Origin of the sequence: Saccharospirillum sp. MSK14-1, assembly GCF_003054965.1 — a bacterium.
Classification (GTDB): Bacteria; Pseudomonadota; Gammaproteobacteria; order Pseudomonadales; family Natronospirillaceae; genus Saccharospirillum.
Genome location: NZ_MIES01000006.1, coordinates 181,265 through 193,496, shown reverse-complemented (window position 1 = coordinate 193,496; position 12,232 = coordinate 181,265). Strand labels below are relative to the sequence as shown.

The window sequence follows — 12,232 nt, the reverse complement described above, 5'->3', positions numbered from 1 at the left end:
GACGCTGTTTTGAACAGAGGGGAGGATCGGTTTTGACACGCTTTGATGAAACCGTCTTGGAATTGATCGGCATCGAAAAAGCCTTTGGCGCTACCCGTGCACTGCGCGGTGTTAACTTCAGTTTGCGCAAAGGTGAAATTCATGCGCTGGCTGGCGAAAACGGCGCGGGTAAATCGACCTTGATGAAGATCATCGACGGCATTCACCAACCCGACGCCGGCGAGATTCGCGTGCACGGAAAAGCAACCCAAATTGCCGATCCATTAGCCGCCCAAAAAATGGGCATCGGTCTGGTGCATCAGGAAATTGCACTTTGCCCGGATGTGTCGGTCGCGGAAAATATTTCCATGCCGATGCTGAACGCCAGCAAACGCTGGTTTGTGAACTTTCGGGAAATACGACGCATCGCCCGTGACGCCATCAAACCCTTGGCGGATATCGACCCCGATGCACGCTTACACGAACTGAGTATTTCCAATCAGCAGTTGGTGGAAATTGCCAAAGCCTTAACCCTTAACTGCGACATTTTAATTTTCGATGAGCCGACCGCCGCGCTCACCGAAAGCGAAACCCAGGCGCTGTTCCGCATCATGCAGCAGCTGAAAGCCGAGGGCATCAGCATCATCTATATCAGCCATCGCATGGCGGAAATATTTGAGCAGTGCGATCGCATCACCGTACTGCGCGACGGCCAATACGTGTGCACCGAAAACATCGCCGATACCTCGCCCGACGCCATCGTCGGCAAGATGGTCGGCCGGGAACTGGGTGAACTCTACCCGCCGAAATTAAGCACGCTGCCAGAGTCCGGTGAGGTCCTGCTCGACGTGCAGAATTATTCCGATGATCGCCGCTTTAATGACGTCAGTTTCCGGGTGCATCGCGGAGAGATCTTTGGCATTGCTGGATTAATCGGCGCGGGTCGCAGCGAGGTGGTCAAGGCCATCTGCGGACTGCACAAACGCACCAGCGGCGAACTGACGTTTTTAGGGCGGCCTGCCGAGATTCGCAATTACCAGGACAGTGTCGCATTAGGCATTGTTTATCTGTCGGAAGACCGTAAGGAAAACGGCGTTTTTCTCGACTTGCCCATCGCCGGAAACATTGCCGCGCTCGATCTGGAGCAGGTGTCAAATTACGGCTTTATTAACCGTCGTCTGGAGCGCGAACAAGCGACCGAACTGGCGCAACGACTGAACCTGAAATACGGACGGCTTGAGCATCCGGTGTCGTCATTGAGTGGTGGTAACCAACAAAAAGTCGCCATTGCCAAAATGCTCTCAGTCAAACCACGGTTGGTGATTATGGACGAACCAACGCGCGGCATCGATGTCGGCGCCAAGTCCGAAATCCATCGGCTGACGCGTGAGCTTGCCAGTCAGGGCGTTGGCGTCATTGTGATTTCGTCGGAATTGCCTGAGATCGTCGGTCTGTGTGACCGCGTGATGGTGATGTGCGAAGGCCGCAATAACGGCATCGTCAGTGGGGATGCAATCAACGAAGACCGACTGATCCGATTGGCGTCTGGTATGGGACAAAACATCGAAAACAGCCCTGCAGAAACAACGACACAATTTCGTGTGCAACCGGCAACCTAACGCCGTGCAAAACAATAATAACCGGCAACACAGGAGCGTGGTTTTATGACCGCTAACACACCGAGTTTTTCACCCGATCCAACCAAGCGAGGATTGTTTGGCAACATCCGAAAAATGCGCGAACTGACCTTGATTCTGATCATCGTCGGCCTGTTCATCGTGATGAGTTTTGCTTCGCCCTATTTTCTGACCTGGGCCAATATGAAGGCGATGCTGCTGTCGTTTTCGACGGAAGGCATCGTCGTGGTCGGTATGACCATGTTACTGATTGTTGGCGGTATTGATTTATCGGTCGGCGCAGTGATGTGTCTGGCCATGGTGATGGCGGCCAAGCTGTTTGTGCTGGGTATGAATCCCTGGCTGGCAAGCCTGTCATCCATCGGCATTTGCAGCATCATCGGTCTGATCATGGGTAACTGTGTGACGCGCATCGGCATGCATCACTTTATTGTGACGCTGGCCTTTATGGGCATTGCCCGGGGCGCTTCGATGGTAATCACCCAAGGCACGCCGATCTCATTGTTTTCGCTGCCACCGGAATTCAAATTCGTTGGGCAGGGCACGCTTTGGGGTGTTCCGTTTTCAATCATTATTTTCTTTGTGGTGGTGATCATCGCCGATTATCTGCTGCGCAATGCCACGGCGTTCCGAAAAATATTTTACACCGGCAGTAACGAACGGGCGGCGGAATTCTCTGGCATTCGGACCAAGCGCATTAAAATAGGCGTGACCGTTTTAAGCTCAACGCTGTGCGGTTTGGCTGGCATTATTTATATGTCCAAATTTGGCGCGGCCACACCCAACTTCGGTGTCGGGCTGGAGCTGAATATCATCGCCGCAGCGGTGATTGGCGGCGCTTCTTTAAAGGGCGGTGAAGGCACGGTGTTCGGCGCCATTCTCGGCATCGCTTTGCTGTCGGTGGTTTCGAGCTCGCTCATTTTGCTGAACGTTTCGGTGTATTGGCAGGACCTGATCAAAGGTCTGATTCTGCTCGCCGCGGTGGCAATCGACCACATTCTGCACAACCGTTCGGTGCAACAAGGTTAAGGCGAAGGAGATGAAGGTGGATTACGACAAGGCGCGACTGTTCAGCCGGATATTGACGATGCACTTTATTGAGCAGCGCAATCAATCCGACATCTCAAAGTTGCTGGGGCTGTCGACCGCCAAGGTCAATCGCATCATTCGTCAGGCGCGCGATGAGGGTTATCTGGAAATCAGCATCAAGACGCCGTACCAGTCGTTGTTTGAACTGGAAAAAGCGCTCACCGATGCCAGTGGCATTCCCGAAGCGTTGGTCAGCCCGACCTATTCGGACGACCCGGATACTGTCGCTCGTACCGTCGGTGGTGCCGCCGCCGATTACCTGCTGCAACATCTGCGCGATGGCGATGTGTTGTGCATCAGTGGCGGTAAACAGATTACTGAAATTGTTCACGCGTTGAATCCGCAACGCCACTATGACGTCACCGTCGTGCCAGCGACCGGCGGTGTTCAGGGCAAGCATTACACCGATGTGAATCATCTGGCGATGGAGTTAGCCGAGCGTCTTGGCGGTCGCGCTTTGCAATTGCATGCGCCGTTGTTCGCCGACAGCGCAGCAGAACGCAACATGTTAATGGACATGCGCCAGACGCGCGAAGTGCTCGATAAAGCGCGCCATGCGGACATCGCCTTGCTCGGTATCGGTTCCATCGTGCCGCAGGATTCGAGCTACTTCGATCTGCGCTCGATGAGTCGCGCCGACCGCGATGCCTTGATTAAAGAAGGCGCGACGGGCGATTTATTCGCTCACTTATTCGACGTTGAAGGCCAATTGGTGGGCCATCAACACAATGAAAAACTGGTTGCGCTGACGCTCGCTGAGCTGCGCGATATTCCACTGTCGGTTGGGGTGGCTGCATCCGCCAGCAAGGTGAATCCGATTGTCGGGGCTTTGCGCGGTCGTTTTTTCAAAACGCTGATCAGCGACGAAGTCACCACCAAGGCCGTGCTTAAACGTTTGGAGAAAGGAGCCTGAATATGAAGATGAGAACGCTCGGAAGCACAGACATTCAAGCCTCAGTTGTCGGACTCGGCACCTGGGCGATGGGTGGCTGGATGTGGGGTGGTCATGACGATGACAACTCCATCGCCGCCATCCATGAATCGCTCGATCGCGGCATTAATCTGATCGACACCGCTCCCGCTTATGGCTTGGGTCGTTCCGAAGAACTGGTCGGTCGCGCCATTGAAGGCCGGCGCGATGAGGTGATCCTGGCGACCAAATGCGGTATGACCTGGCACGATGACAGCAAAGGCAATTTCTTCGTCGAGGAAGATGGACAGCCGATCAATCGTTACCTCGGTCCGGAATCGATTGAATACGAGCTGGAGCAAAGCTTGAAACGGCTGCGTACCGATTACATCGATTTATACATCACACACTGGCAAGACCCGACCACGCCGATCGAAGCAACCATGACCAAGTTGCTGGAGCTGAAAGCGGCCGGGAAAATTCGCGCCATCGGTATCAGTAACGCCAGCGAATCCGATCTCAATGAATACCTGAAATACGGTCCGGTCGATGCGATTCAGGAGTGTTACTCCGCCATCGATCGCGGCATTGAAACCACCTTGTTGCCGATCTGTAAAACGAACAACGTTTCCTGTTTAAGTTATTCCTCCATGGCGCTGGGATTGCTGAGCGGACGAATGACGCCAACGCGTCAGTTTGAAGGCGACGATCAGCGTAAAAGTAACCCCCGCTTCAGTGTTGAGAATCGTAAAAAGGTCGCCGACTTTTTTGCCGAGATCGAACCTCTGTGCAGTCAGTATCACACCACGCCCGGTCAGTTGATCATTGCCTGGACGTTGCAGCAGCCAGGCATCACCTACGCCTTGTGCGGAGCACGTAACCCATCGCAGGCATCGGAAAACGCTCGCGCGGGTGACGTTGAATTAAGCGCCGCCGACTGCGAGCACATCGACGCGGCCCGAGCCAGATACTTGTCGGATATCGACGGCTAGGACTCACGCCAATGGGCGCGGTGGCGCGCGCCCAATCGACCAAATGCAGATGAGATTAAGGTTATGAACGAGCATAGCAGGGCCGCGCTTTGGCAAAAATTAGCAGCCAGGGAAATGGCTGACGTCGTCGTTATTGGCGCCGGCATTAACGGCATCAGTGTGTATCGCGAACTGGCGTTACAGGGTGTTGATGTGGTGTTAATCGATCAGGGTGATTTTTGTGGCGCCGCCAGCGCTGCACCGTCGCGCATGATTCACGGCGGGTTGCGGTACCTGGAAACCGGCGAGACGGCGCTGGTGCGTGAATCCCTGGCCGAACGCAATGCCCTGCTGCATAACGCGCCACATTATGTGCGACCGCTGCCAACGACGATTCCGATTTTCTACTGGCTCGCCGGTGTCGGTTCGGCGCTTAGCCGTCTGTTCGGTCGCGAACCCGGACCGTCACGTCGCGGTGCTTTTATCATCAAAGCCGGGCTTTGGTTGTATGACTTCTATACCCGTCGCCGGCAAATTCTGCCGCGTCATAAATTCCGTTCGCGCTCGGCAACTTTGCAACGCTGGCCGGCGTTAAATAATCAGTTGGTGTGCAGCGCGACCTATTACGATGCCTGGATCAGTTATCCCGAACGTCTGGCGCTGGAAATGGTGCTCGATACCCAAGCCAGTGAGACGAATTCGCTGGCGATGAATTACGTTGCCTTGGCAAAAACCGAAGGCGATCAATTAACCCTGATCGACAAAATCAGTGGTGCACAAACCACGCTTAAACCGAAGGTGGTTATTAACGCCAGCGGCGCCTGGATTGATCACACCAACGAGGCGATGAACAGCGCCAGCGAATTTATCGGTGGCACCAAGGGCTCACATCTGATCGTTGCCAACGACGAACTGCGCGCGGCGACGGGCGACCATATGATTTTTTACGAAACCCCGGACGGTCGTGTCTGTATTTTATTTCCCTTTATGGATCAGGTGTTGGTGGGTTCCACCGACTTGCCGGTGGACTCGCCGGATGAGCCGTATTGCACGCCGGATGAAGAAAAATACATTCTCGAATCGTTGGCTTATGTGTTCCCCAACATTCGCATTGAGCCGCAACAAATTCTCTATCGCTTCAGTGGCATTCGCCCTTTACCGCGCAGCGATGCGGCGGTGACGGGACAGATCAGCCGCAATCATCAATGCCGAGAAAGTGCAGCAACCGAGCAAAGACCTTTTCCGATTTTGTCGATGGTCGGCGGCAAGTGGACCACCTTTCGCGCTTTCGGTGAACAGGTGGCTGACCGGGTTTTGCAGCACCTGAAACATGAGCGAACCGTCACCACCGACGAACTGGCCATTGGTGGTGGCCAGCGGTACCCGGGCGACAATCGGACCCGTCAAAATCTACTCAATGACTGGCAGGAACGTTACAACGAATCACCAGCGCGGCTGGCGCAATTGTTTGACCGTTATGGCACCCGCGCCGAAGCGGTGCTCGATTATCTTGCTGCGGGCAGCGATCAAGCGTTACGGGCATTGGATAATTACAGCGAGCGTGAGATTGGTTTTCTGATCGAATTTGAAGCCACGCAAACCTTGTTGGATCTGGTCTTGCGACGCACCGGTATTGGCATTGGTGGTCGCATTACGCCGGAGTTACTCGTCGAATTGCAGGCGTTATTAAACCGGCATTTGTCTCTGACTGAAGCCGAGGGCAACGCCATGCTGCAACACACCCGCGACCAGCTTCGCCGCCTGCATGGGCTGGCCGACTGGCAACTGAACCCCGCTGAGCGCAACTCGCGTTCGGCCTGACGCATCATAAGGAGTGCATCATGTTTAATACTCATAAGGTTCGGATGAACCGCTTACTGAATAACGGTAAATGCCTGGACGTCGCCATTGATCATGGCGTCTGCAATGAGCCGAGTTTTCTCAATGGTCTGAGTGATATGGCCGGTGTCGTCGATCAGTTAGTGGCGGCGAATCCCGATGCGATCCAGATGAATTATGGCCAGGCGGATTTGTTGCAAAACCGCAATGGCAAAGACAAACCCGCCTTGGTTTTACGCACCGATATGGGCAACCCTTACAACCCGGAACGTCACCGCAGCATGTGGGCGGTACTGCAAAACGAAGACGACCCGATCAACACAGCGCTGCAAATGGACGCGGCCTGTGTGGTGGTGAATCTCTTTATGCTGCCGGACGAGCCGGATCTGTTTCGTCAGTGTGTGAAGAACATTGGTAAGGTGCGCAATGCCTGTGACCGTGTCGGTATGCCGTTGATGATCGAGCCGTTGGTGATGCAGCCGCACGATGGACGGGGCGGCTATATGGTTGATGGCGATCGCGAGAAAATTGTCACCCTGGTGCGGCTGGCGCGTGAGATGGGCGCTGACATTATTAAAGCCGACCCGACCACTGAAGCTGAAGATTTTCATGAAGTGGTTGAAGCGGCGCGCTGCCCGGTGTTGGTTCGTGGCGGTGGTAAGGAAGACCTGGCGGCTGTTTTTGGCAAGGCTGAGCAACTGCTGAAGCAGGGCGCGCACGGCATGGTCTATGGTCGTAATATCTATCAGCATCCGGATCCGAGCCGGGTGGTGAAAGCTTTGATGGCGATGATTCATGACGGTGTAAGTGCGGATGTGGCTATGGGAGTTTATCAGCAGGGTTGAGTTCTCTGGCTATGGCCCGCCGCCGCTTTGAACAGGCCGGTTGGCGGCACGCCGTTAACCCATCCATGGGGGCTCGACCCTGGCCGTCCATGGCCAGGGACGTCCACCAACCGGCCTGTCCAAACCGACGGCTACCAGTTGTGGTTAAGTTGGTAAGATCGTAAAAAACAACAACAAGAAAGCGAGCACGTTATGGCAACCCAGACGCCTTTATTACTGGGCATCGATTGCGGCAATACCGTGGTAAAAGCCGCGCTGTTTGATTTGAACGGTCGTGAAATTGCGGTGCATGCGCAAAGCGTCGGCACCCAAAAACCGGCACCCGGTTTTACCGAAACCGATATGGACGAACATTGGCAACATTGTGTGAGTGCCATCGCCGGTGCCTTGGCGAAAGCCGGTGTCGGTGGTGGTGCCATTGCCGCCATCGGTGTCAGTGGTCACGGCAACGGCGTGTATCTGCTCGACCGTGACGGCCAGCCGCTCAAAGCCATTCAGTCGATGGATACGCGCGCCGAAGCCCTGGTTGCCAGTGGTGCTCTGGATGAAGCGGCGATTCTGCCGCTGAACCATCAAGGCATTTGGGCGGCGCAGACGCCGGTGTTGTTGCGCTGGTTGTGCCAGCATCAACCCGAACTCTATCAACGCATCGGCACTGCTTTTCTGTGCAAAGACTCCGTCGTGCATCGGCTCACCGGCGCGCGCTCCAGCGACTTCAGCGATATGAGCGGCTGCGGCCTGATCGATTTTGGCCGGGGCGGTTATTCCGACGAATTGCTCGCCGCCTATGGTCTGGACGACGCTCATGATTGGTTGCCACCGTTGCATCAATCGACCGAGGTGGTTGGTGAAGTCACCGCCGCCAGCGCTGAACTCACTGGCTTGGCTGCGGGCACGCCGGTCGTGGCTGGTTTGTTTGATGTGGTTGCCAGCGCGTTGGGCAGCGGTGTTGAACGCACCGGTCAGGCGTCGTTGATTGCCGGTACCTGGAGCATCAATCAGGTGATCGTCGAACAGCCGCCCAAACCCGGATCGGTGTTTATGGCCAGCACCTTCGATGCGACGCGTTTTTTAGCGATTGAATCCAGTGCCACCTCGACCGCCAATCTGGAGTGGTTTATCCGCGAATTCTGCGCCGACGAATGCCAACGCGCTCGCGATCGTGACGCCTCGGTTTATCAGATCATCGCCGAAGAACTCACCGACGTATCACTGCCCGCCGATCTGCCTCTGTTTCATCCTTATCTCTATGGCGCCGGCCAGGCGTTGCACGCGCGGGGTGGTTTTTACGGTGTGACCGGCTGGCACGATCGCAGCGCCATGCTCTATGCGTTGTTCGAAGGCGTGGTGTTCGGTCATCGCCAGCATCTCGATCGCCTGCGTGCCGCCGGTGTGTCGTTTGATTCGGTGCGTTTAACCGGCGGCGGTGCCCGCAGCGATTATTGGGCCCAGTTGTTTGCCGATGTGCTCGATGTCGAAATCGACACCGCCGACGGCAGCGAAACCGGCGCACTGGGCGCGGCCATCGCCGCAGGCGTCGGCGCCGGTTGCTTTGCCGACTACGCCGACGGCACGGCGCAGATGACACGACTGAGTGCTCACTATCAACCCTGCACTGATAAGCGCGAGTTTTTCGAGCGTCGTTATCAGTTCTTTTGCCAGTTACGTCGTGCCATGGAACCGCTGTGGCAGCAGATGGCGGAGTTTAATCAGGGTCTGAACTCCCCCGACTAATCCCTGACTACCCATGCTGAACCAGCCTGGAGCGTTGGTTCGGCTCAGTGCGGCCTGACATTTAAATTTGTAAAAACGATACAAAAAGTCTCAATATAAAATATATTAGCGATTAACAGTGAGAGCGGTGCAGAGCCGCCGAAACGATGCCGGTTCGCCGGTGGCAAGGAGGGTCAGATCATGACGCACAGAATTGTATTACCCCGACTGATGGAAACCGGCGCTGGTGCGGTGCAACAGGTACCGGCCTTGTTGCAGACGCTGGGCTGCAAAAAACCGCTGCTGATCACCGATCCGATCATGGTGCAGCTCGGCCACGCGGCGCGGCTGCAAGATATTCTGGCAACGGCCAACATCGCCAGCGATGTGTTTGCCGACACCATGGCTGAGCCGACCGAGGATTCTTTACTGCCTGCGGTCGAGCAAGTGAAAGCCGGAGATTTCGATGCGCTGATTGCACTCGGTGGCGGCTCCGCCATCGACAGCGCCAAGGCCATTGCCATTCTCGGCAAGCACGGCGGCCAGATGGCCGACTACAAAGTGCCACGCATCGTCGACGACGCCGGCCTGCCGGTGATCGCTATTCCAACCACCGCCGGTACCGGTTCGGAAGCAACGCGCGTCACCATCATTACCGATGCCAAAACCGATGAAAAAATGCTCTGCATGGGCCTGGGTTTTATGCCGGTCGCGGCGGTGATCGATTACGAACTGTCGATGACGGCGCCAGCACGAGTAACGGCCGATACCGGCATCGATGCGCTGACGCACGGCATTGAAGCTTACGTCAGTCAGAAGGCGAATCCGTTCAGCGATCAGCAGGCGCTCGCCGCCATTGAGTTGATCGCGCCGAACCTGCGTCGCGTTTATCACAACCCCGACGATAAGCCCGCACGCGAAGCCATGATGCTTGGCGCAACACTCGCCGGTGTCGCTTTTTCCAATGCCTCGGTCGCGCTGGTGCACGGCATGAGTCGGCCGATCGGCGCGCACTTTCACGTGCCGCACGGTTTGAGCAACGCCATGTTGTTACCGGCCATTACCGAGTGGTCCATTCCGGCGGCCGAGGCGCGCTACGCCACCTGTGCGCGCACCATGGGCATCGCCACAGCAAGCGACAGCGATGCCGCCGCCAACGCCCAATTATTGGTCGAATTAAAAGCGCTGAACGACGAATTAAAAGTGCCGACGCCAGCCGGTTTTGGCATTGAGGAGAGCGACTTTTTCGGCAAGTTGGAACTGATGGCCGGGCAGGCGCTGGCGTCCGGTTCGCCGGGCAACAATCCGCGCGTACCGACGGCCGACGAAATCGTCACGCTCTATCAAACAGTTTGGAATCAGTCTTAAGGAATTGTCATGAAAACCATCGAACACTTTATTAATAATCAGGGCGTCAGTGGCACCAGCGAACGCTACGCGGATGTGTACGACCCGGCCACAGGGCAGGTACAAGCCAGAGTGCAACTGGCCTCGGCTGACGATACTCGCCAGGCCATCGCGGCGGCCGACGCGGCTTTCCCCGCCTGGTCGACGGCGGCGGCGTTAACCCGCGCGCGGGTGCTGTTTCGCTTTAAAGCCTTGCTTGAAGAACACGAAGACGAACTGGCCGAACTGATCAGTCGCGAGCACGGCAAGGTGTTGTCGGATGCACGCGGTGAATTAACGCGCGGCAAGGAAGTGGTCGAGTTCGCCAGCGGTATGCCGCATGCCCAGAAAGGCGAATACAGCCGCAACGTCGGCACCGGTGTGGATACACACAGTCAGATGATGCCACTCGGTGTTTGCGTCGGTATTTCGCCGTTCAACTTCCCGGCCATGGTGCCAATGTGGATGTTCCCCATCGCGCTCGCCGCCGGTAATACCTTTGTGCTGAAACCCTCGGAGAAAGATCCGTCGGTTGCCTTGCGGCTGGCCGAATTGTTGCGCGAAGCCGGTTTGCCGGATGGCGTCTTCAATGTGGTCAATGGCGATAAAGAAGCTGTTGATACATTGCTGACTGATGAACGCGTTCAGGCGGTCAGCTTTGTCGGTTCCACGCCCATTGCCGAATACATTTATGAAACCGCGAGCCGTCATGGCAAACGTGCCCAGGCATTGGGCGGTGCGAAAAACCATCTGGTGGTGATGCCCGATGCCGATCTCGATGGCGCGGTCAGCGCGCTGATGGGCGCGGCTTATGGCGCGGCCGGTGAACGCTGCATGGCGATTTCCGTTGCCGTGGCGGTGACCGATGCTGTGGGTGATGCCTTGGTCGAAAAACTCAAACCACGCGTTGAGTCGCTGAAAGTCGGCGCCGGTTACGGCGTGAAAGACGAAAACGATATGGGCCCGCTGATCACCCGCGAGCATCGCGACAAGGTGCGTTCTTACGTCGACAACGGCGCCGAGCAGGGTGCGGCTTTGGTCGTCGATGGCCGCGATTTAACAGTCGCCGGACACGAAGACGGTTTCTTTATTGGCGGCTGTCTGTTCGACCACGTTCAACCGAACATGACCATCTACCGCGAAGAAATTTTCGGCCCGGTTTTGTGCGTGGTACGCGTGCCCGATTTTGACAGCGCGGTGCAACTGATCAACGCCCACGAATACGGTAATGGCACCGCGATTTTCACCCGCGATGGACAAGCCGCGCGCCGTTTCGGCGAGGAAGTGCAGGTCGGCATGATTGGCGTGAACGTGCCCATTCCGGTGCCCATGGCCTACCACTGCTTTGGCGGCTGGAAGCGTTCTCTGTTTGGTCCATTACACATGCACGGCCCGGATGGCGTACGTTTCTTCACGCGCATGAAAACCATCACCACACGCTGGCCCGACAGCGACGTCGCGGCACCGGCCGAGTTTGTGATGCCGACGATGAAGTAATTATTTTCGAGTGCGACGCAAGACGGCTTCGGCCAATGACTGCCTGTCTGAAAACCGCCTTTAGAGCGGAGCAGGGATGAGGTTTGGGCGCAGGGATGCGCCTTTATTTTTAATCTGAAAGGAGTTTTCTATGCCTGTAGTGACGGTTGCTCAATCGCCAGGCCGTACGCTGGAACAACGGCGTGAATTGGTTAAAAAAATCACCGATGCTTTCGTTACCAGCTATGGCATTGCACCGGAAGCGGTGACGATTTTTCTGCAAGATTATGACGACAGCCACTGGGGTAAAGCGGGGCAGTTGCATGTTGACACAAAAAATAACTGAACCAGGGTCGAGCTGACCGAAACCACGACGCCGCGTGTTAT

The 12,232-nt window shown here is 56.1% G+C and carries 10 protein-coding genes; all 10 read left to right on the top strand.

Annotation, left to right across the window (positions count from 1 at the left end; translation table 11 throughout):
* The first annotated feature begins 32 nt into the window (after window positions 1-32).
* The 10 genes from BGP77_RS02345 (at window position 33) to BGP77_RS02300 (ending at window position 12,191) form a co-directional block, all read left to right on the top strand.
* A complete protein-coding gene (locus tag BGP77_RS02345; RefSeq protein WP_108163135.1) occupies window positions 33-1,598 on the top strand; it encodes a sugar ABC transporter ATP-binding protein in 1,566 nt (521 codons plus the stop codon).
* A gap of 45 nt (window positions 1,599-1,643) precedes the next feature.
* On the top strand, window positions 1,644-2,645 hold the full coding sequence (locus tag BGP77_RS02340) for an ABC transporter permease (protein ID WP_108163134.1): 1,002 nt from the start codon (window positions 1,644-1,646) through the stop codon (window positions 2,643-2,645).
* Window positions 2,646-2,661: 16 nt separating this feature from the next.
* Window positions 2,662-3,618: a sugar-binding transcriptional regulator gene (locus BGP77_RS02335; protein WP_233252276.1), complete on the top strand. Its 957-nt coding sequence runs from the start codon at window positions 2,662-2,664 to the stop codon at window positions 3,616-3,618.
* A 2-nt stretch (window positions 3,619-3,620) separates the two neighbouring features.
* Window positions 3,621-4,607, top strand: coding sequence for an aldo/keto reductase (locus tag BGP77_RS02330; RefSeq protein ID WP_108163132.1), 987 nt, complete (start codon window positions 3,621-3,623; stop codon window positions 4,605-4,607).
* A 114-nt stretch (window positions 4,608-4,721) separates the two neighbouring features.
* Entirely contained in the window at window positions 4,722-6,407 is a 1,686-nt protein-coding gene (locus BGP77_RS02325; protein ID WP_158269246.1) for a glycerol-3-phosphate dehydrogenase/oxidase, read from the top strand.
* 20 nt (window positions 6,408-6,427) lie between these two features.
* Window positions 6,428-7,270 carry a class I fructose-bisphosphate aldolase gene (locus BGP77_RS02320; RefSeq protein WP_108163130.1) on the top strand — a complete coding sequence of 281 codons (843 nt, stop codon included), beginning with the start codon at window positions 6,428-6,430 and terminating at the stop codon, window positions 7,268-7,270.
* A gap of 192 nt (window positions 7,271-7,462) precedes the next feature.
* On the top strand, window positions 7,463-9,004 hold the full coding sequence (locus BGP77_RS02315; protein ID WP_108163129.1) for an FGGY-family carbohydrate kinase: 1,542 nt from the start codon (window positions 7,463-7,465) through the stop codon (window positions 9,002-9,004).
* 180 nt (window positions 9,005-9,184) lie between these two features.
* Complete coding sequence (locus BGP77_RS02310) at window positions 9,185-10,351, top strand: iron-containing alcohol dehydrogenase (RefSeq protein WP_108163128.1); 1,167 nt, start codon at window positions 9,185-9,187, stop codon at window positions 10,349-10,351.
* Between the two features lie 9 nt (window positions 10,352-10,360).
* Entirely contained in the window at window positions 10,361-11,866 is a 1,506-nt protein-coding gene (locus tag BGP77_RS02305) for a CoA-acylating methylmalonate-semialdehyde dehydrogenase (RefSeq protein WP_108163127.1), read from the top strand.
* 130 nt (window positions 11,867-11,996) lie between these two features.
* The gene (locus BGP77_RS02300; RefSeq protein ID WP_108163126.1) at window positions 11,997-12,191 is read left to right on the top strand and encodes a tautomerase family protein; all 195 of its coding nucleotides are present in this window, start codon (window positions 11,997-11,999) and stop codon (window positions 12,189-12,191) included.
* Window positions 12,192-12,232: the final 41 nt, after the last annotated feature.

Bases quoted from the DNA above. Each gene is read 5' to 3' on its own strand.
- BGP77_RS02340 (WP_108163134.1), top strand. From the start codon at position 1,644: ATGACCGCTAACACACCGAGTTTTTCACCCGATCCAACCAAGCGAGGA.
- BGP77_RS02330 (WP_108163132.1), top strand. From the start codon at position 3,621: ATGAAGATGAGAACGCTCGGAAGCACAGACATTCAAGCCTCAGTTGTC.
- BGP77_RS02325 (WP_158269246.1), top strand. From the start codon at position 4,722: ATGGCTGACGTCGTCGTTATTGGCGCCGGCATTAACGGCATCAGTGTG.
- BGP77_RS02320 (WP_108163130.1), top strand. From the start codon at position 6,428: ATGTTTAATACTCATAAGGTTCGGATGAACCGCTTACTGAATAACGGT.
- BGP77_RS02315 (WP_108163129.1), top strand. From the start codon at position 7,463: ATGGCAACCCAGACGCCTTTATTACTGGGCATCGATTGCGGCAATACC.
- BGP77_RS02310 (WP_108163128.1), top strand. From the start codon at position 9,185: ATGACGCACAGAATTGTATTACCCCGACTGATGGAAACCGGCGCTGGT.
- BGP77_RS02305 (WP_108163127.1), top strand. From the start codon at position 10,361: ATGAAAACCATCGAACACTTTATTAATAATCAGGGCGTCAGTGGCACC.
- BGP77_RS02300 (WP_108163126.1), top strand. From the start codon at position 11,997: ATGCCTGTAGTGACGGTTGCTCAATCGCCAGGCCGTACGCTGGAACAA.